General features: G+C 35.4%; 10 protein-coding genes, 2 tRNA genes and 5 pseudogenes. 10 read left to right on the forward strand and 7 right to left on the reverse strand.

The window, feature by feature from the left end; all coding sequences use genetic code 11:
- Positions 1–109: 109 nt before the first annotated feature.
- Both ACQ9BO_RS06055 and ACQ9BO_RS06060 read left to right on the forward strand, forming a co-directional pair.
- A complete protein-coding gene (locus ACQ9BO_RS06055; RefSeq protein ID WP_431244003.1) occupies positions 110–1,345 on the forward strand; it encodes a metallophosphoesterase in 1,236 nt (411 codons plus the stop codon).
- Between the two features lie 73 nt (positions 1,346–1,418).
- Positions 1,419–1,721 (forward strand): thioredoxin family protein, encoded by a 303-nt coding sequence (locus tag ACQ9BO_RS06060; protein WP_026728605.1) that lies wholly within the window; start codon positions 1,419–1,421, stop codon positions 1,719–1,721.
- A gap of 23 nt (positions 1,722–1,744) precedes the next feature.
- Here the strand turns inward: ACQ9BO_RS06060 and ACQ9BO_RS06065 are convergent.
- Positions 1,745–2,382, reverse strand: a pseudogene (locus tag ACQ9BO_RS06065) (polysaccharide deacetylase family protein).
- A 96-nt stretch (positions 2,383–2,478) separates the two neighbouring features.
- A complete protein-coding gene (locus ACQ9BO_RS06070; protein ID WP_431244004.1) occupies positions 2,479–5,760 on the reverse strand; it encodes a glycosyltransferase family 117 protein in 3,282 nt (1,093 codons plus the stop codon).
- A gap of 245 nt (positions 5,761–6,005) precedes the next feature.
- Here ACQ9BO_RS06070 and ACQ9BO_RS06075 point away from each other — a divergent pair.
- Together ACQ9BO_RS06075 and ACQ9BO_RS06080 are read left to right on the forward strand one after the other, a co-directional pair.
- Positions 6,006–6,076, forward strand: a tRNA-Gln gene (locus ACQ9BO_RS06075).
- A gap of 108 nt (positions 6,077–6,184) precedes the next feature.
- Positions 6,185–6,255, forward strand: a tRNA-Gln gene (locus tag ACQ9BO_RS06080).
- Between the two features lie 221 nt (positions 6,256–6,476).
- Here ACQ9BO_RS06080 and ACQ9BO_RS06085 read toward each other — a convergent pair.
- From ACQ9BO_RS06085 to ACQ9BO_RS06100, 4 genes and pseudogenes are all read right to left on the reverse strand, one after another.
- On the reverse strand, positions 6,477–7,283 hold the full coding sequence (locus ACQ9BO_RS06085) for a helix-turn-helix domain-containing protein (RefSeq protein WP_431244005.1): 807 nt from the start codon (positions 7,281–7,283) through the stop codon (positions 6,477–6,479).
- A 62-nt stretch (positions 7,284–7,345) separates the two neighbouring features.
- Positions 7,346–8,767 (reverse strand): aldehyde dehydrogenase family protein, encoded by a 1,422-nt coding sequence (locus ACQ9BO_RS06090; protein WP_431244006.1) that lies wholly within the window; start codon positions 8,765–8,767, stop codon positions 7,346–7,348.
- 163 nt (positions 8,768–8,930) lie between these two features.
- Complete coding sequence (locus ACQ9BO_RS06095) at positions 8,931–9,344, reverse strand: universal stress protein (protein WP_431245077.1); 414 nt, start codon at positions 9,342–9,344, stop codon at positions 8,931–8,933.
- Between the two features lie 48 nt (positions 9,345–9,392).
- Positions 9,393–9,754, reverse strand: a pseudogene (locus ACQ9BO_RS06100) (universal stress protein); the annotation flags it as partial.
- A gap of 175 nt (positions 9,755–9,929) precedes the next feature.
- Here ACQ9BO_RS06100 and rimP point away from each other — a divergent pair.
- The 4 genes and pseudogenes from rimP to ACQ9BO_RS06120 all read left to right on the forward strand — a co-directional run bounded on the left by rimP (position 9,930) and on the right by ACQ9BO_RS06120 (position 15,119).
- On the forward strand, positions 9,930–10,394 hold the full coding sequence (gene rimP / locus ACQ9BO_RS06105; RefSeq protein WP_431244007.1) for a ribosome assembly cofactor RimP: 465 nt from the start codon (positions 9,930–9,932) through the stop codon (positions 10,392–10,394).
- Positions 10,395–10,407: 13 nt separating this feature from the next.
- Entirely contained in the window at positions 10,408–11,661 is a 1,254-nt protein-coding gene (nusA, locus tag ACQ9BO_RS06110; RefSeq protein ID WP_125722262.1) for a transcription termination factor NusA, read from the forward strand.
- Positions 11,662–11,720: 59 nt separating this feature from the next.
- A pseudogene (gene infB, locus ACQ9BO_RS06115) lies at positions 11,721–14,601 on the forward strand (translation initiation factor IF-2).
- 134 nt (positions 14,602–14,735) lie between these two features.
- Positions 14,736–15,119: a DUF4920 domain-containing protein gene (locus ACQ9BO_RS06120; RefSeq protein WP_431244008.1), complete on the forward strand. Its 384-nt coding sequence runs from the start codon at positions 14,736–14,738 to the stop codon at positions 15,117–15,119.
- A 191-nt stretch (positions 15,120–15,310) separates the two neighbouring features.
- Here the strand turns inward: ACQ9BO_RS06120 and ACQ9BO_RS06125 are convergent, their stop codons facing one another.
- A complete protein-coding gene (locus ACQ9BO_RS06125; protein WP_431244009.1) occupies positions 15,311–15,700 on the reverse strand; it encodes an SPOR domain-containing protein in 390 nt (129 codons plus the stop codon).
- 218 nt (positions 15,701–15,918) lie between these two features.
- Between ACQ9BO_RS06125 and ACQ9BO_RS06130 the strand changes: the two are divergent.
- Positions 15,919–17,257 (forward strand): annotated as a pseudogene (locus ACQ9BO_RS06130) (cytochrome c3 family protein).
- A 32-nt stretch (positions 17,258–17,289) separates the two neighbouring features.
- Positions 17,290–20,356 (forward strand): annotated as a pseudogene (locus ACQ9BO_RS06135) (TAT-variant-translocated molybdopterin oxidoreductase).
- Positions 20,357–20,376: the final 20 nt, after the last annotated feature.

A 20,376-nucleotide genomic window follows, 5' to 3' on the forward strand; every position in this document is an offset into this window, starting at 1 on the left:
CTGGTGGAGAAATCTGCCAGCTTTTTGTTCTTTATTTTTGAGTTAAATTTTTGATAATAAAAAGCAATAAAATTTTCATTCTTTGTTACTTTGCTTAAAACTATAACTAATGATCATTCGTTTTATAATTCTTTGTGCCCTTTTTCTTTTTATTGAATTTTATTCCTATCAAGCCTTTCGTACTTTAATTAAAACGAGATGGGTTTTAGTAAGTTATCAACTCATAAGTTTTCTTCTTTTAGCCTTTATCATTTATTCTTTTACTCAGTTTGACCGTTCAGTAGGGCAAACCAAGCAAACCATGTTTACAATGGGGCTAATGCTTTTGGTTTATGTTCCAAAAATAGTTCTTACGTTGGTAATGTTTGGTGAAGACATTTTCAGAATTGGTGCAAGTCTTCTGAATTATTTCATGTATAATGCACCAAGAAAAGAAATAATGCCAGACAGAAGAAAATTCATCAGTCAAATTGCTTTAGGTTTGGCGGCTGTGCCCTTTTTGTCTTTGATTTATGGAATTTTTGAAGGGAAATATAATTTTAAAGTAATCAAGCAGACTGTCTTTTTTCCAGATTTGCCAGATGCTTTTGATGGTTTTAGAATTACACAAATTTCAGATGTTCATAGTGGCAGTTTTGATAATCCCGAAAAGATAAATTATGCCATCGATTTGATCAATGAACAAGAAGCCGATATGATTTTGTTTACTGGCGATATCGTAAATACGCATGCAAAAGAAATGCATCCGTGGTTGGAGACTTTTAGCCGAATCAAAGATTATAAATATGGAAAATTTTCAGTTTTAGGAAATCATGATTATGGAGAATATGTGACTTGGCCATCAGCAAAAGAAAAGGACGAAAACTTTCAAGAAATCAAAAAACTTTACGGGCAAATCGGATTTAAATTGATGCTGAACGAACATACTTATATTCAAAAAGGCAATGATAAAATTGCGTTGATTGGAGTAGAGAATTGGGGAGTTAATTTCAAAAAGGCTGGAGATTTAAATAAAGCTTCTGAAAATGTTGCTAAAGAAGATTTTAAAGTCTTGATGAGCCACGATCCAAGTCATTGGGACGCTGAAATTAAAGATCATCCTAAAAACTTTCATTTGACATTGGCTGGACATACGCACGGAATGCAGTTTGGAATTGAGATTCCGGGTTATTTTAAATGGAGTTTGGCACAATATATTTACAAACAATGGGCTGGTTTGTACGAAACTGCCGGAAGATACGTTTATGTTAACCGTGGATTTGGTTTTCATGCCTATCCAGGCCGAGTTGGCATTATGCCAGAAATAACAGTGATTGAACTAAAAAAGGGCAAGAATGTGGCTTAATTCGTTAAAAATGCTACATTTGTAGAATATTTGCCTCTTTGTAGTAAATTAAAAAATTTAAATTTTTGGTTTTATGTCAAAATTTGGAGAACTAATAAATGCTCAAGTCCCTGTGTTGATTGACTTTTACACAGATTGGAATGAATCGTCAGTATCTATGCATCCAGTAATTAAGGATGTTGCAGCTGCGCTTGGTGATAAGGCCAAAGTAATCAAAATTGATGTAGATAAGAATCAAGAACTGGCTGAGGCTCTTCGTATTAAAGGTCTTCCGACGCTAATGATTTATAAAGAAGGACAAATGATCTGGAGGCAGTCAGGTGAGCTTGATGCAAATACGATTATAGGAATTGTTCAAGAACAGTTCAATCAATAATTAAACCTTTTTTTGATGTTGTTTTAGTGGATAACATCAAAAGCATACCCATTTTCTTTTAAAAAATGTAATGTTTTTGGCAATGCAAATTTTAAATTTTGCGATGCTTTTATGCTGTCATGAAAAACAATTACACTTCCCGAAGTCACATTCTTAGTCACATTTTCTAGGCATTTCTCTGGCGTAATCGATTGATCGAAATCAGCGCTCAAAACATCCCACATTACTATTTTGTAGCCTAAGTCGCGCAATATTTTGGATTGTGCTTTTTTGATTTTGCCATAAGGAGGACGAAACAGTAAGCTGTTTAGTTTTTTTCATTGGCTAAAATCGAGGCGCAATTTTTCACGTTTTCAATATAATCATTAGTTTGGCTTTTCCATCCATTTATATGATTCATTGTGTGGTTTCCAATAGCATGTCCCTCGGCAATCAATCTTTCAAATAAGGAAGAATTTGCATTGATGTTTTTTCCGATGCAGAAAAACGTAGCTTTTGCGTCGAACTTCTTTAATTCAGACAAAACCCAGTCTGTGATTTCTGGAGTAGGACCATCATCAAAAGTGAGGTATATTTTCTTTTCCTTGTTCGGAATATCCCAACAATACTTAGAAAATACCTTTTTGATAAAAGAGTTAGTTTTGACCCAATAAAAGCTCATTTTGAATGGATTTATAGATACTGTAAAATTAAAAAATGCAGTGCTATTTATCTAACAGCACTGCATTTTTTTAATCAGTATATTTTTCGTATATTATTATTCTTTTTCACGTCCAAAACGTTCGAATACATTTACATACGTATTAAATGTCTTTTTGTGTTTTTCGTAGAATGCTTTGTCGTTATTGCGATCCATTACTTGTAGCAGACTTCTGTAGCGCTCAATATCGGTAATAATATCAATTGCAAGATCAGTTTGGTCTCCAGGAGGCAATGTCGCATAATAGTTTAGGTTTTCATTGTATTTTTTAACCAATCTATTAAGCAATTCTCGTGCTTTTGCAGTTTCTCCAACTTTGTAATATCCATTTGTGAAAGGTTCCACTAATGAATAATAACCGAATTTATCCAATGGCATTTTTGTCATTGCTAAATTGATTACGTTTTTAGCTTTGTCAATTTTGCCTTCCGCAATAAGCTGATCCATCAAACGAGATAAGTTTGTGCGGTAAGTGATACTGTTTCTTCTGGTTTCTGGATCGTGATAGATTTTATCACTTTCGCTGTTGCCCCAATCCCATTTCATTACAATATCATACATTTTATCGGCATCAATTTGTCCCATATCCATTGGCCCACCATCTTTTGATGGAACATTTCTGATCGGAACTAATTTGTAAACCATTCCGTCTAGTTGCAGATAGTTTTTCAACCATAAGTAATCTTCATCATCAAAGGCGCCACCACTAAAGTAAATTGGACGTTTCCAGTTGTTGTTAGCCAAGATGTCAAGCATCATTAAGCGGTTTTTGTATATCGCGCTTCCTTTGATGTCAATATCCAAATAAGGAACGATAGAATCATTGTATTTCGGATTGATCACTTTGTTTTTGATGATAGCATCTTTATCAACAGGAACTCTGATTTTGTTTGTTGGGTAAAAGTGGATTGTTTGTCCATTTTGAAGACCAACAGTCGATTTTGGGTTTTTAATGAAATTGATAAAATCATTAATGTTCCAACGCGTGTCAATTTTTTGGATATAAGCTACATAATCCAGTTTGTCACCCACATAATCATCATGTGTGAACGATATTGGCAATGGATTCGATTCATAAGCTTTGGCTTTCATTTGATCAATGTACCAATCTGTCATGAATAAGCTTGTGTTTACGATTTTGACATCGGTTCTAAAATGCTCTATTTCCTGAGCATACCAAAGCGGGAATGTGTCATTATCTCCAATCGTAAATAAAATAGCGTCTTTGTCACATGAACTCAAATAAGCTTTTGCCATTGCAACTGCTGTATATCTTCCAGATCTGTCGTGGTCATCCCAGTTTTGAGATGCCATTAAAACAGGTGCGGCAAGCAAACTTCCTGCAATAATTACCGGTCCTGCAATTTTTGGAGCAATATATTTTTGAATGCTTTCATATAAAGAATAAACTCCAAAGCCAATCCAAATGGCAAAAACATAAAATGATCCTACAAGTGCATAATCTCTCTCACGAGGTTCAAAAGGTCTTTCGTTCAAATAAATTTTTAATGCAATTCCTGTGAATAAGAATAATGCCAAAAGCACATAAAAACTCTTAAGATCTTTGTTTGCATGATACATTATTCCAATAAGTCCTAAGATGAAAGGAAGGAAATAGTAAACATTGCGTCCTTTGTTGTTTAAAACATCTGAAGGCAAATTTTCTTGTGAACCTAAATGCACTGAGTCAAGAGGCTTGATTCCACTGATCCAGTTTCCATCAAGATTATCGTATTTTCCTTGAACATCGCTTTGGCGTCCAACAAAATTCCACATCAAATATCTCCAATACATATATCCAAATTGATATTCGAACATAAAACTGAAGTTGTCAGTTGCGGTTGGTTTTTCAATAATTAGATAGTCTTTGTAGCTATTCAAGAATTTTACATAGCCTTCGTTGTCAATTTGTTTTTGAGCATAAGCTTTTCTGAATTCAGAAACTGTTTTTTCAACTTCGTTTCTTAATTGAGCAGTCGCTTTATTGTATTCATCTTCACTTAATTGGCTTGCATCAATTCCATATTTTGCCAAATCTTCCTCATAATTGTAATTCGGGTTTATTCTGAATTTCGGCGGATTTGTAAAGTTGATATAGTTTTGAATATGAGCAGTTTCAGTGCTCCACATTCTTGGCAGAATCGTTTTTTGATTGTCATCAGAATTTTGATCTGCATTTTTGTAATTGTTAGTAATGATGTATTTACCTGTTTTATAATCTCTTTCGTAGTTTGGTTTTTTGTCTAAGTATGGCGTTTTTTCGTCAAGACCTGCAAAAACTTCGGTATATTGAGGGCCATAGAATAAAGGATTTACACCATATTGCTCACGATTGTAATAAGCTAAAACCTCAATAGCGTCTGATGGTTTGTTTTCGTTGATTACCGTATTTGCATTTGCACGAACTGGAAGCATCATCCAAGTAGAGAAACCAATTAAGATAAATAAAATACAAAGGATAATCGTGTTGTAAAAAATAAGCCCTTTTCGTTTGGTGAATTTTAATCCAAAATAAAAGAAAGCTACAAAAAGCAATGCGACAAAAATAGTTCCTGAGTTGAAAGGAAGTCCCACGCTGTTTACCATGAAGATTTCAGTTTTTCCGAAGAAAGCCATAGTTAAAGGCAGAAGCAATTTGAAAATGAACAACAAAATTCCAATTACGACTACATTGGCAATAAGGAAATTTTTAATGGTAACTTTTTCGTAGTGTTTAAAATAGTAAAGAAAACCTATAGACGGAATTGTCAATAATGCCATAAAGTGAACACCAAATGAAAGTCCGACAACTAATGAAATAATCAAAAGCCATTTGTTTCCTTTTGGTTTGTCCATATCTTGTTCCCAACGAAGACCAAGCCAAAAAAGCAAGGCAATTAATAAAGATGCCATTGCATAAACTTCTGCTTCAACTGCATTGAACCAAAAGCTGTCTGAAAAAGTATAAGCAAGAGCGCCTACAAAAGAGCTTCCTAAAATAACTATAGAATTGTTTTGGTCAATTTCTGCAAAACGCGCTACGATCTTTTTTAAGATCATTGAAGAAGACCAGAACATAAATAAAATCGTAAATGCACTAGAAAAAACAGACATCATATTAACCATTACAGCTACATGTTGTGCGTCAATAGCAAACATGGCAAAAAAAGCTCCCATCATTTGGAATAAAGGGGCTCCTGGTGGGTGACCCACTTCAAGTTTGGTCGCTGTGGCTATATATTCTCCACAATCCCAAAAACTCATTGTAGGTTCGACGGTTAAAGTATAAGTAATTAAAGCGATTGCAAATGCAAACCAACCAATAATAGTATTCCATTTATTGAAATTGAATTGTGCCATATTTAGGTGTTAAAATTTTGTATGTTTTCTATCCTACAAAGAAAATGTTTTTTTGTGTAAAGAAACGAGCATTAACAAAAAATTCTATAAAAGTCTACGTTAAAAGTAATGTCCTGTCAATGAGATGATTCTATTGTTGAGTGGGATTTAAATGTGAAAAAAAACAAAAAAAATCATTTTTTTTGTTCAAAAAGTTTGCAAAAACTAAATAAAGCCTTAAATTTGCACTCGCTTTACAGCACTGCTGGTCTATGGTGTAATGGTAACACTACGGTTTTTGGTGCCGTCTTTCTAGGTTCGAGTCCTAGTAGACCAACAGAAAAGCCTCTCAGAAATGAGAGGCTTTTTTTATGCAAAAAAGTTTCAAATAAAATTTGCATAAGACAAATAAAGTTCTAATTTTGCACCCGCTTTACAGCACTGCTGGTCTATGGTGTAATGGTAACACTACGGTTTTTGGTGCCGTCTTTCTAGGTTCGAGTCCTAGTAGACCAACAGAAAAGCCTCTCAGAAATGAGAGGCTTTTTTTATGCTTTAAAATTAGGGTGTTTTCTAGATTTTTTTATCGCAAAGCGCGCTAAGGTATGCGCAAAGTGTCTTTTTAAAGAATGCTGAGTTCGCAAAGTTTTATGTGTCTTATTTTGAATATAGCCCGTGGTTTCAACCACGGAAAACTTATAGGGAAAGACGTAATTTTTGGAAGGCTTATTGGAGACCTATTTATGATTTAAAGAAGATGGAACGATTCCGAATTTCTTTTTGAATGAAAATGAAAAATGGGATAAGTCTTCAAATCCTACACCAATATAAACTTCTGATGGCGAATTTCCTTGGCTGATTAAATAATATGCTTCTTGAAGTCTTTTGTTTAAAAGCCATTTTCCAGGTGTTTCTTGAAATACTTTTTGAAAGTCTCTTTTGAAAGTTGCCAAACTTCTTCCTGTAAGATAGGCGAATCGTCGCATTTGAACGTTGAAATGAAAATTCTTATTCATAAAAGCTTCCAAGTCGATTTTGCCAGGTTCATTAAAATCAAATAAAATGTCTTTTAATTCTGGATTTACTTTTAATAAAAGATGAATGGCTTCCTTAATTTTCAAATTGAATAAAGCTTCGTTCTTTTCTTCTTCGACTTCAAGATAAGATATAAGCGATTCCATGAAAGACTTATAGAGTGGGTTGGGAGCTAGCGAAAACATAGCGTCTGTGTCGGCTTTTTTGTCAGCTTTCAAATTGTACTCCTTGCTAATTTCTTTTAAAATTTCCTGATCAAGAAAAAGCGATATGGTTTTGAATTCGCCTCCTTCTGGTGGTATTTTGGTAAATTTTGCCAAATGATTTCTTCTACTAAAGCGAAAATCTCCCGGTTTTGAATGAAAGGTGTTTTTGCTGTCTGAAGCGATCATTTCTCCAGAAATTTGATAGCTGAAAACATGTTCAGGAATGAAATGTTCTCCTTCTCGGTCGCGTGCATAGTAGCAGGAGTAGAGTATTTTTGGTTTCGGATTTGATTTTGTTGTCATAATGGTAAAATTACAAAAGATCCGGAAATTTTGTTCATGCAAACTTTCCGGATCGTAAATGATTATAGAGGTTTGATAAGCGCTTTTGGTTCTAGATAAGCTTCAAGTCCAATGGTTCCAAATTCGCGACCAATTCCTGATTGCTTAAATCCGCCAAAAGGGGCCATAGGATCGTGCCCAATTCCGTTTATTTGAACGCGTCCAGCGTTAATTTGTGAGGCAACTCGGTGTGCTCTTTTTTCGTCTGATGAGCTTACATAAGCTTGAAGTCCGTAAGTGGTATCATTTGCGATATCAATTGCTTCTTCTTCGGTTTTGTATGTAATGACAGTTAAAACTGGTCCAAATATTTCTTCTCTTGCAATGCGCATTTGATTGTTTGCATTTACAAAAACAGTCGGTTTGACAAAATTTCCTTTTTCAAGTCCGTTAGGTTTTCCTAATCCTCCAACAAGAATTTCGGCGCCTTCATTAATTCCAGTCTGAATATAATCTTGAACGCGTTGATATTGTTTTGTGCTTACCATTGGTCCGACTGCTGTGTTGCTGTTTTTTGGGTCGCCAACAATTACGTTTGCTAAAACTTCTTTTAGGATTGATTTAGTTTCTTCCAGTTTGTTTTCTGGAATTAAAAGTCGAGTTCCGGCAATGCAGGCCTGTCCACTGTTCATAAATGCGGCGCTCAAGGCAAGTGGGATTGCTTTTGAGAAATTGGCATCGTCTAAAATAATGTTTGGCGATTTTCCTCCAAGTTCTAGTGTAACTCGTTTCATGGTGTTGACTGCTTCTTTGGCAATAATTTTTCCAACGTTTGTTGAGCCGGTAAAAGAAATTTTTGAAATATCAGGGTTTCGGCTGATTTCTGCACCTACAACTTCTCCCAATCCGTTTACGATATTTACTATTCCTTTTGGGAGTTGTGCGTCATGTAGGCATTCCGTCATTAATTGCGTTTGTTGGGCGCTCATTTCGCTGGGTTTTATAACGGTTGTGCATCCCGCAACGATCGCTGTTGCTAATTTGCTAGAGATGAATCCGTTGCTGGAGTTCCATGGGATTATGATTCCAACAACGCCGATTGGGGTCATTTGAACTTCAGATTGCCCCATGGTTTTGATGAAATCGTAGTCGTTTAATAGGTTAATTGCAGAATCGAACCCTTTTAGCATGTATTCGTAACTTACTGAGGCAAATTGAAATGTTCCTCCATATTCTTCAACCATTATGTTTATAAAGTCGTTTTTTCTTTTTTCAACAGCAGTTTTAATGTTTTTCAGGTATTGAATTCTTTTTGTTGGTGAAGTTTTGGAAAAAGTTTTAAAAGCATTTTTGGCGGCTTCAATTGCGTTTTGAGTGTCTTCGGTATTTCCTAAAAGAACTTTTCCAAGCTTTTCATTTGTGGTTGGGTTTATAAGGTCGAAATATTCAGTTCCTTGAGGAGTTACAAATTCTCCGTTAATGTAAATTTTGTCTATTGTTTTCATAATATATGATTTAATGAATTTTTATTTGACAAATTTCTGGATAAATGCCGTCTGCGGTTTTGTTGTAAAGCTCAATTAAGCTTTGTTGAAAAGCTCATTTTTTTTGTTTTGCGAAAAAAGCTTCTCGATTGAGAAGCTTTTGTCGCTGAAATGATTTTGTTTCTTAAATCTTTAGCGTAATTACAGGTCTGACGGCGTGATTAACCAATCCCTCGCTTATCTTGCCGTTGAAGAAATGTGCGAAGCCTGTTCTGCCGTGTGTGCACATTCCAATGATGTCTGCGTTTATGCTATTTGAAAAATTGAGGATTCCTTTTTCAATATTGGTGTCGTTGTAAATCTGAGTTGTACAGTTGGCTATGCCAAATTCTGCTACAAAACTTTTCATTGCTTTTTCCATGACATGTGTCGGCTTAAAGCTGTTTGGTGTGCAGATGGTTACCAGGTGGATTTTTGCTTCAAAGAATTTGGTGAAATTCAATAGTTTGGCGAAAGGTTTTTTGGTTTCTTCAGAAAAATCAGAAGCAAAAACAATATCGCTAACCTTAAAGTCTGAAATGTCTTTTTTGATGACCAAAACCGGAATTTCAGAGTTTCGGACAACTTTTTCTGTATTTGAGCCAATTAAAAGTTCTTCAACGCCAGAAGATCCGTGAGATCCCATTATGATTAAATCAACTTCGTAATCCTTGCTTACTTGGAGGATTCCGTGAATTGGTTTGTCCATTTTTACGATTTCAGTTACCGAGATTCCGTCCAGATATGGTCTTGAAGATACTTCGTCAAGTGTTTCGTTTGCTTTTTTCATAAAAAGCATAGTTTCAGGTATGCTCGCGCCTCCGAGTATGGCATCGTTCATTTGGTGCGGCAATTCAAGCATGTGCAAAATGATAATTTCTGAATTGTTTTTTTAGCAATTTGCGCGACCACTTTTAACGCATCTTCAGCATGTTCTGAAAAGTCAGTAGGAACTAAAATTCGTTTCATAATTTTTTGGGTTAAATTATTAGAATAATCTGTTTTTGAATGCTCTTATAAAGATAAGAAATATTTTTAGAGCAATCAATTTATTTTGATTTATAAAAAAATCACTATATTTGCATCGTTATTTATTAAAATCTAAATAATGAGGGGACTAAGTGTCCCCTCTTTTTATAAAATTATGACATTTAAGGAAAAAGTTAACGGATTAATTACGGAAGCACTTCTGGAGAAGCCATCAATCTTTTTGATTGATCTTGCGGTTTCGGATTCTTTTAAAATTAGTGTTGGTTTAGACGGAGATAATGGAGTTGCGTTGCAGGATTGTATTGATATCAGTCGTGCCATCGAAAATAATCTGGATCGTGAAGAGCAAGATTTTTCGCTTGAAGTAGCTTCGGTTGGAGTAGGGTCTCCTTTGAAATTGATTAGACAATACAAGAAAAATATTGGTAGAACGTTGATTGTTACTACAAATAATGAAAAAATTGAAGCAGAATTGGTTGAAGCTAACGATGTTTTCATAATTTTGTCTTGGAAGGCAAGAGAACCGAAAAAAGTAGGAAAAGGAAAAGAAACAGTTCAAAAAGAGCAACAAATACCTTATACAGAGATAAAAGAGGCAATTGTTACAGTAACATTTTAATTAAAGAATTCGCATGGAAAATTTAGCATTAATCGATTCATTCTCAGAGTTTAAAGATAATAAACTTATTGATCGTGTAACGCTTATGGCAATTTTAGAGGACGTGTTTAGAAATGCATTGAAGAAAAAATACGGTTCAGATGAAAATTTCGATATTATTATAAATCCTGATAAAGGAGATATGGAAATATGGAGAAGAAGAGTAATTGTTGCAGATGAGGATCTTGACTTTGAAAATGAAGAAATTACATTGACTGAAGCTAGAAAAATTGAAGCGGATTTTGAAATTGGAGAAGAGGTTTCTGAGGAAGTTAAATTGATTGATCTAGGAAGAAGAGCTATTTTAGCGCTTCGTCAAAACTTAATATCTAAAATTCACGAACACGATAATACAAATCTTTACAAACAATTTAAAGATATTATTGGTGATATATATACTGCCGAAGTGCATCACGTACGTCCAAGAGTAGTAATCTTGGTTGATGATGAAGGAAATGAAATTGTACTTCCAAAAGAAAAACAAATTCCGTCAGATTTCTTCCGTAAAGGAGACAATGTTCGCGGAATTATTGAAAGCGTGGAATTGAAAGGAAATAAACCTCAAATTATTATGTCTAGAACTTCAGAAAAGTTCTTGGAAAAATTATTTGAGCAAGAAATTCCAGAAGTTTTCGACGGATTAATTACAGTGAAAAACGTAGTTCGTATTCCTGGTGAAAAAGCAAAAGTAGCTGTAGATTCTTATGATGACAGAATTGATCCAGTTGGAGCTTGCGTAGGTATGAAAGGTTCTCGTATTCATGGAATTGTTCGTGAGCTTGGAAATGAAAATATTGACGTTATTAATTATACAAACAATATTCAATTGTTTATTACAAGAGCATTAAGCCCTGCAAAAGTTTCTTCAATCAAAATTGATGAAGAAAGCAAAAGAGCTGAAGTTTTCTTGAAATTAGAAGAGGTTTCTAAAGCAATTGGTAGAGGTGGTCACAACATTAAATTGGCTGGTCAATTGACAGGTTATGAATTAGATGTTATTCGCGAAGGCGATGTGGCAGGAACTGTTGCAGATGAAGACGATGTTGAATTAACAGAGTTCTCAGATGAAATCGAAGAGTGGGTAATTGAAGAGTTTGCAAAAATAGGTTTGGATACTGCAAAAAGTATCTTGAAACACGACGTAGAAGATTTAGTAAGAAGAACAGATTTAGAAGAGGAAACGATTCTAGATGTTATGAAAATACTAAAAGAGGAGTTTGATAGCTAGAAAATAGCTGAATATCTGCTCTAACAACACAACTAAAAAGGTAATAATAAAAAGGTTATATGTCTGAAGAGAGAGTAATAAGAATAAACAAGGTTTTAAGGGAATTAAATATTTCGTTAGAAAGAGCTGTTGATTATCTAAAAGATAAGGGGATTGCTATTGATGCAAATCCGAACGCTAAAATTTCTGATAGTGAATTTAATATCCTACAAAGCCAATTTGCGGGCGATAAGGGGAATAAGGAAGCTTCTAAAGAGGTAGGAGAGGAGAAAAGAAAAGAAAAAGAAGCATTGCGTGTTGAGCGTGAGAAAGAAATTGAAGACAAACGCAGACAAGAAGAGGAGCGTCAAAAACAACAAGAAATAATTAAAGCGAGAGCGGTTGTTTCAGGACCTGTACAAGTTGGTAAAATTGACTTAAATCCAAAAAACCTGCGGTTACTCCTTCTGAGGAAACAGCAAAAGTTGAAGAACCAAAAGCTGTTGTTGCACCTGTGCGGCCAGAAAAGCCGGTTCAGACTGAGACTGTAAAACCTGAACCAGTTACTGCAACTCCAATTGTAGAAGCTAAAAAGGAAGAACCTATTATTACGGAGAAAAAGAAGTTAAAACAGAATCTTCTAAAGTTGCTCAGGAGCCAATCGTGTCTACTGATCCAACAACGTCAGAGGAAACTATTACTACTCAATATCAAAAGCTTTCAGGAACAACTCTTACAGGCCAAACAATTGATTTGTCTCAATTCAATAAGCCGAAGAAAAAGAAAGAAGATCCTAAAGCGACTCAAAATAAACCTGGGGTTCCGGGAGCGGGAGGAAACAACGCAAATAAAAATAAGCGTAAAAGAATTGCTCCTAAGCCAGGAACACCTGGTGCGCCAAAACCTCCAACAGGAAATAACAATGCGCCAGGAACGCCAAACCCTAATAAGATAACTCCAAATAATAATAGTGGAGGTGGTTTTAATGCAAATAGAAGCCAAAGACCTGGATTTGTAAAAGGAAATCGTCCTGCAATTGTGGCTAAAGTTGAGCCAACAGAAGAAGAAGTAAAAAACCAAATTAGAGAAACTCTTGAAAAACTTCAAGGTAAAGGAGGGAAATCTAAAGCGGCAAAATATAGAAGAGATAAAAGAGAAACGCACCGTCAGAAATCTGATGATGAGCAAAGAGCTCTTGACGAAGGAAGTAAAACTATTAAAGTTACCGAGTTCGTTACTGTAGGTGAAATTGCAATTATGATGGATGTGCCGATTACTAAAGTAATTGGAACTTGTATGTCTCTTGGTATCATGGTTACCATGAACCAACGTCTAGATGCAGAAACATTAACTATTGTAGCAGATGAATTTGGTTACGATGTTGAATTCATTACAGTAGATATTGAAGAAGCGATAGAAGTTGTAGAAGATAGAGAGGAAGATTTAGTAACAAGAGCGCCAATTGTAACAGTAATGGGTCACGTTGACCACGGTAAAACATCTTTACTAGATTATATTCGTAAAGAAAATGTTATTGCTGGTGAGTCTGGAGGTATTACACAGCACATTGGAGCATACGGAGTTACTTTAGATAACGGACAAAAAATTGCATTCTTAGATACTCCGGGTCACGAGGCGTTTACCGCGATGCGTGCACGTGGAGCTCAAGTTACGGATATTGCAATTATCGTAGTAGCGGCGGATGATGATATCATGCCACAAACAAAAGAAGCGATTTCTCACGCACAGGTCATGGGAGTGCCAATTATATTTGCGATTAATAAAATTGATAAACCAAATGCTAACGTTGATAAAATTAAAGAGCGTTTGGCTGGTATGAATTTACTTGTTGAAGATTGGGGTGGAAAAATTCAGTCACATGATATTTCTGCAAAAGTCGGAACAGGGGTTAAAGAATTATTAGAGAAAGTTTTATTAGAGGCAGAGATTTTAGATCTAAAAGCAAATCCAAATAAAGCGGCTCAAGGAACAGTTGTTGAGGCTTATTTGGATAAAGGAAAAGGATATGTATCTACGATTTTGGTACAACAAGGTACTTTGAAAATTGGAGATTATATGCTTGCTGGTAAACATCATGGTAAAGTGAAAGCGATGCATGATGAAAGAGGGCACACGATTTTATCAGCTGGTCCTTCAACTCCGGTATCAGTTTTAGGTTTAGATGGAGCTCCAACAGCGGGTGATAAGTTTAATGTATTTGAAGATGAAAAAGAAGCAAAACAAATTGCATCTAAACGTTCTCAATTAATGCGTGAACAATCTGTTCGTACTCAAAGACATATTACACTAGATGAAATTGGACGTCGTATTGCTCTTGGTCAGTTTAAAGAATTAAATGTAATCCTTAAAGGAGACGTGGATGGTTCTGTTGAAGCGTTATCAGATTCGTTCTCTAAACTTTCTACAGAAGAGGTTCAAATCAATATTATTCATAAAGGTGTTGGTGCGATTACGGAAACCGATGTTAACTTAGCTTCTGCATCAGATGCAATCATCATCGGATTTAACGTTCGTCCTGCTGGAAATGCTAGACAGCTTGCTGATAAAGAAGAAATCGATATCCGTTACTATTCTATTATTTATGCGGCAATCGATGACTTGAAAGACGCGATGGAAGGAATGTTGGCGCCGGAAATGAAAGAAGAAGTTTTAGGTAATGCTGAAATTCGTGAGATTTTCAAAATTTCTAAAGTGGGTTCAATCGCTGGATGTATGGTAACTGATGGTAAAATTTTGAGAACTTCTAAGATTAGAGTTATTAGAGATGGAGTTGTGGTTCATACAGGTGAATTAGTTGCCTTAAAGCGTTTCAAAGACGATGTTAAAGAAGTGACTAAAGGTTACGATTGTGGTATTCAGATAAAAGGATTTAATGATATCGAAATTAATGATGTTATTGAAGCTTATCATGAAGTGGCAATCAAAAAGAAATTGAAATAATATTTAGTTGATATACTGAAAGCTCCAATGAAAATTGGAGCTTTTTTTATGTCTTATCTCGGTGAAAAATGCTTTTTCTCTAAAACTGTTCGTTTTTCTGAAATTTTGCTATTTTTGATTAAAATTATTTGATCATGAAACAGTTTTTGTATTCGGCTTTATTTTTTATTAGTATTTCTACTCTGTCTTTTTCTCAAGAAGCTGTAGAGAAAAGTGCTCCGCCGGCAGGAAATGCCGCAGTTGGCGATTATTATGGAGATAATGTTTCTACTGTTTCTGTAGATAAAGCAATTTCTGTTGAGAAATTAGAATTGAAATTTAAAGATCAGAAAAAAGTAGAAAATGTTGCTGTTAAAGGAATGGTGACTGATGTTTGTGAAAAAAGAGGATGTTGGGTGACCATTAAAACCGAAAATGGATCTTCGTTTTTTGTGAAAATGAAAGATTACGCATTTTTTGTGCCGACTGCCTTAAAAGGTAAAAATGTAGTTTTGGAAGGAAATGCAGAGAAAAAATAACTTCGGTTGATGAGTTGAAGCATTATGCAAAAGATGCTAAGAAATCGCCTGCTGAAATAAATGCAATTACTATGCCTAAAGAAGAAATTCGTTTTATGGCAAGTGGAATCAAAGTGGTAAATTAACTTGAATAAAGAGATAAAAAAAGAGCAAGATTTAATCTTGCTCTTTTTTTTGTTTGAAGTATTTGACTATTTTCCTGGCTTAAGCAAAAAAACATTTTTGTATCTATTTTTTATATCTGCCAAATTTCGTTCGGCCTCTATTCTGGTTTTAAAATTTCCAACTATTACTTTGTAATTTGGTGTATTGAAAATTATCGTTCCGTCAATGTTGATGTATTCTCTTTTGAAATCAGATAAAGTTTTCTTTGCTTCATCACTTTTGCCACTGAAAATTTGAATTCGGTAGGTATCGTTTGTACTTATTGATGTGTTAATTTTGCGCTTCTCGGTCAATAGTTGCTCGAATTTAGGGTCCTGATTTACTGTTAAATTTTGATCCTGAGCATGAATATTATATGCTAATGTGAATAGAGTCAATGTGAAGAAAACTCTTTTTGAAGGGGTTAAAATTCTCATAATGTGATGGTTTTTATGCAAAAATACTATTTAAAGTTTGTGTGGAAAATTTTAATATTATTTAGAATTGATATAAATTGATATTTAAGACTATTTTAAGGTTTTGAGAATAGTTCATAAGTCGTATTTTTGTGCAAGTTTTAAAAGAGGGTATAAGTTTTTACGAATTTATCACAGTAAAAATCATACCAAAAATTAGTAGATAATTATTATACTATATGAAAAAGGTGGGTAACCATAATTCGATCTCAAGAAAATTGCTCCTTAGCTTATCGCTAACGCTTATTTTCTCCCTAACTTCATTTGCTCAAGATCCTGCTGCGGCTCCTGCGGCACCTGAAGCCGCCGCTCCGGTCATGACATCTGGTGGAGATCCGGTAAAAGGGAAAGAACTTTTTAATGCAAATTGCGTCGCATGTCACAAATTAGATGCTAAATCAACAGGTCCTGCTTTAAGAGGGGTTGCTGACAGGCATGAAATGGCTTGGATTTACAAGTGGGTGCACAATAGTTCTGATATGATTAAGTCAGGCGATGCTGCTTGCTGTTAAGCTTTTTGAAGAAAACAACAAAGCGGTAATGACTGCGTTTCCTCAATTATCTGAAGGGGATATTGATAATATTATTGCTTATACTTCTGAAAAGAAACCTGAAGCGCCAACTGCTGTAGCTGGTGGAGCCGCAACTCCTCCGGGAACTAATGTAGAAAGCGGTTCAATTTCTAATAATGTTATTCTAGGAGCTCTTGCTCTAGTGATGGCTATTTTGGTTGTTATGTTGTTCATGGTGAACAAGGTGTTGACTAAAGTGGCGAATAAAAATGGTATTGAGGTTGGTCCTAAAGAGGAAAGATTGCCAATCTGGAAAGCTTTCGTTAAAAACCAGTTCTTGGTATTGGTTACTTCAATTTTCTTGCTTTTAGCTAGTGGTTACTTTGTTTATGGATACTTAATGCAAGTTGGTGTGGATCAAAACTATGAGCCAATTCAGCCAATTCACTATTCTCACAAAATTCACGCTGGAGATAACGAGATCAATTGTAAATATTGTCACTCAGTCGCTCGTGTTAGTAAAACTGCAGGTATTCCTTCTTTGAATGTTTGTATGAACTGTCATAAGAATATTTCTGAAGTTGCTGAAACAACTGCTACTGCTGAATACAGCAAAGCTTTCTACGATGCTCAAATTCAAAAATTATACGATGCTGTTGGTTGGGATAAAACTAAACAAGCATATACTGGAAAAACACAGCCTGTAAAATGGGTTCGTATTCATAATCTTCCTGATTTTGTATATTTCAACCACTCACAACACGTTTCTGTTGCGGGAATTGAGTGTCAAACTTGTCATGGTCCGGTACAAGAATTTGAAATCATGAAGCAATATTCTAAATTAACAATGGGATGGTGTGTGGATTGCCACAGAAAAACTGATGTTAAGATGGAAGGTAATGCTTACTATGATAAAATTCATGCTGAACTTTCTAAAAAATACGGTGTAGAGAAATTAACTGCGGCGCAAATGGGAGGTTTAGAATGCGGTAAATGCCACTATTAATCGAATTATTAAGATTTTAATATTTATATACAATGTCATCAAACAAAAAATACTGGAAAAGTGTTGAAGAACTAGAGAATGGTTCTATTGTTGAGGCGCTTAGAAATAACGAATTTGTTGAAGAGATTCCTACAGATGAATTCTTGGGAAATGCTGAAGCGTTGGCTTCATCAGGAACTTCACGTCGTGACTTTTTAAAGTACGTAGGATTTAGTACTGCGACTGTTACACTTGCTCGCTTGTGAAGGTCCTGTGCACAAGTCTATCCCTTATGTTTTACAACCAGAGCAAATCATTCCTGGTGTTGCTGATTACTATGCAACTACAGTTTTTGATGGTTTTGATTTTGCAAATCTTTTGATTAAAACTCGCGAGGGTCGTCCAATCAAAGTTGAGAACAACACTATTGAAGGTGCTAAATTTGCGGCTAATGCTAGAATTCATGCATCAATCTTAGGATTATACGATAGTGCTCGTTTGAGTGAGCCAAAATTAAAAGGGCAAAAAAGCGGCTGGTCTGCTGTTGATTTGCAAATCAAATCAAGCCTTGCTCAAGCAAAAGCAAAAGGAGGACAAGTGGTATTGTTGACAAATACATTAGCAAGTCCATCTACTGAGAAATTGATAGGTGAGTTTATTGCTAAAAATCCTAATGCAAAACATGTTGTTTACGATGCAGTTTCTTCTTCTGAAGCTTTAGATGCATTTGAGGCAGTATATGGAGAAAGAGCTTTGGTTGATTATGATTTTTCAAAAGCTTCTTTAATTGTATCTGTTGGTGCTGACTTCTTAGGAGATTGGCAAGGTGGAGGATATGATTCTGGATATGCAAAAGGTAGAATTCCTTCTGGAACTGAAGGGAAAAAAACAATGTCTCGCCATATTCAGTTTGAATCAAACATGACATTATCTGGAGCCGCCGCTGATAAGCGTGTTCCAATGACTACTGCTGATCAAAAACAAGCTTTAGTTCAAATTTATAATATTATTGTAGGTGCTTCTATTCCTGTATCTTTAGATGCTAACTTTAAAGCTGAAGCTGTAAAAGCGGCACGGCAATTAAAAATGGCTGGTACAAGAGGGGTTTTAGTGTCTGGAATTGAAGATAAAAATGCTCAATTGTTGGTATTAGCTATCAACCAGCGATTGGCTAGTGAGTCTTTCAGTACTGCTGGAACAAGACAAATTAGAAAAGGTTCTAATGCGGCCGTAGCTCAATTATTAAAAGATATGAATGCAGGAAGTGTTCATACTTTAATTATGAGTGGAATCAATCCTGCTTACACATTAGCTGATTCAGCTTCTTTTGTATCTGGATTGAAAAAAGTAGATACTTCAGTTGCTTTTTCTTTGAAAGAAGATGAAACGGCTTCGATCACTACTATCGTCGCTCCAGCACCTCATTATTTAGAGTCTTGGGGTGATGTTGTGATTACTAAAGGAACTTATGCTTTAACGCAACCAACTATTCGTCCAATCTTTAATACAAAACAATTTCAAGATGTTTTATTGTCTTTAAATGGTGTTGGTGGAACTTTCTACGATTACCTTAAAGCTAATTCAGCTAGTTTAATTGCTGGTTCTTCTTGGAATAAAGTATTGCATGATGGTGTTTTAGTAACGGGTTCTGTTGCTTTAGCTGGTGGATCTTATGATTTTGCTGGTGCCGCAGGTGCCCTTGCTAGCGCTAAATCTGCAGGTGGATTAGAATTAGTATTGTATACTAAAACAGGTATGGGTGATGGTCAACATGCAAACAATCCTTGGTTGCAAGAGTTTCCAGATCCAATTACAAGAGTTTCTTGGGATAACTACGTTACGGTTTCTAATGCAGATGCTAAGAAATACGATTTATCAAACGAAATTGTTGCAAATGGTGGTTTAAACGGAAGTTATGCTACTATTACAACTGCTGATGGTGTTAAGATTGAAAATGTTCCGGTTATTGTTCAACCAGGACAAGCTGTTGGAACTATCGGTCTTTCGGTTGGATATGGTCGTAAAGCATCTTTAAAAGAAGAAATGCAAGTAGGTGTTAATGCTTACGCTTTATATAAAAATTTCAATAATGTTCAGTCTGTTACTTTAGCTAAGGCTAATGGTGTTCATGAGTTTGCTTGTGTTCAAGGACAAAAAACATTAATGGGTAGAGGAGATATTATTAAAGAAACTACTCTAACAGTATTCAATTCTGAAGATGCAGAACATTGGAATGAAAAGCCAATGGTATCTTTAGATCACCAAGAGGTTGAAGCTACAACTGTAGATCTTTGGGAATCATTTGATCGTACAACTGGGCACCATTTCAATCTTTCAATTGACTTAAATGCTTGTACTGGATGTGGGGCTTGCGTTATTGCTTGTCACGCTGAAAACAACGTTCCAGTTGTAGGTAAAGCAGAGGTAAGAAGAAGCCGTGATATGCACTGGTTGCGTATCGATAGATATTATTCTTCTGAAAGCACTTTTGAAGGTGATAACAAGAGAAAAGAAGGAATCGCTGGTTTATCTAGTTCATTGTCTACATTCAATGAAATGGAAAAAGCAGGTGAGAATCCTCAAGTTGCATTCCAACCTGTAATGTGTCAGCACTGTAACCACGCTCCATGTGAAACAGTTTGTCCTGTTGTCGCAACTTCTCACGGTCGTGAAGGCCAAAACCATATGGCTTACAACAGATGTGTTGGTACTCGTTACTGTGCTAACAACTGTCCATATAAAGTACGTCGTTTTAACTGGTTCTTATACAACAAAAACAGCGAGTTCGATTATCACATGAACAATGATTTAGGCCGTATGGTATTAAATCCTGATGTTAACGTGCGTTCTCGTGGTGTTATGGAGAAATGTTCTATGTGTATCCAAATGACGCAAGCTACTAAATTGAAAGCTAAAAACGAAGGCCGTCCAGTTAGAGATGGAGAATTCCAAACAGCTTGTTCAAGTGCTTGTTCTTCTGGAGCGATGATATTTGGTGATGTAAATGATAAAGAAAGTAAAGTTGCGGCATTAGCGACTGATGCAAGATCTTACCACTTATTGGAGCATGTAGGAACAAAACCTAATGTGGTTTATCACGTTAAAGTTAGAAATACTTAGTAAAATTATTAATAAGAAAC

It is taken from the genome of Flavobacterium sp. P21 (genome assembly GCF_050632225.1).
GTDB lineage: Bacteria > Bacteroidota > Bacteroidia > Flavobacteriales > Flavobacteriaceae > Flavobacterium.

Excerpts from the sequence above, each read along its gene's own strand:
- ACQ9BO_RS06055 (WP_431244003.1), top strand. The coding sequence starts at position 110 with ATGATCATTCGTTTTATAATTCTTTGTGCCCTTTTTCTTTTTATTGAA.
- ACQ9BO_RS06060 (WP_026728605.1), top strand. The coding sequence starts at position 1,419 with ATGTCAAAATTTGGAGAACTAATAAATGCTCAAGTCCCTGTGTTGATT.
- ACQ9BO_RS06070 (WP_431244004.1), bottom strand. The coding sequence starts at position 5,760 with ATGGCACAATTCAATTTCAATAAATGGAATACTATTATTGGTTGGTTT.
- ACQ9BO_RS06085 (WP_431244005.1), bottom strand. The coding sequence starts at position 7,283 with ATGACAACAAAATCAAATCCGAAACCAAAAATACTCTACTCCTGCTAC.
- ACQ9BO_RS06090 (WP_431244006.1), bottom strand. The coding sequence starts at position 8,767 with ATGAAAACAATAGACAAAATTTACATTAACGGAGAATTTGTAACTCCT.
- rimP (WP_431244007.1), top strand. The coding sequence starts at position 9,930 with ATGACATTTAAGGAAAAAGTTAACGGATTAATTACGGAAGCACTTCTG.
- nusA (WP_125722262.1), top strand. The coding sequence starts at position 10,408 with ATGGAAAATTTAGCATTAATCGATTCATTCTCAGAGTTTAAAGATAAT.
- ACQ9BO_RS06120 (WP_431244008.1), top strand. The coding sequence starts at position 14,736 with ATGAAACAGTTTTTGTATTCGGCTTTATTTTTTATTAGTATTTCTACT.
- ACQ9BO_RS06125 (WP_431244009.1), bottom strand. The coding sequence starts at position 15,700 with ATGAGAATTTTAACCCCTTCAAAAAGAGTTTTCTTCACATTGACTCTA.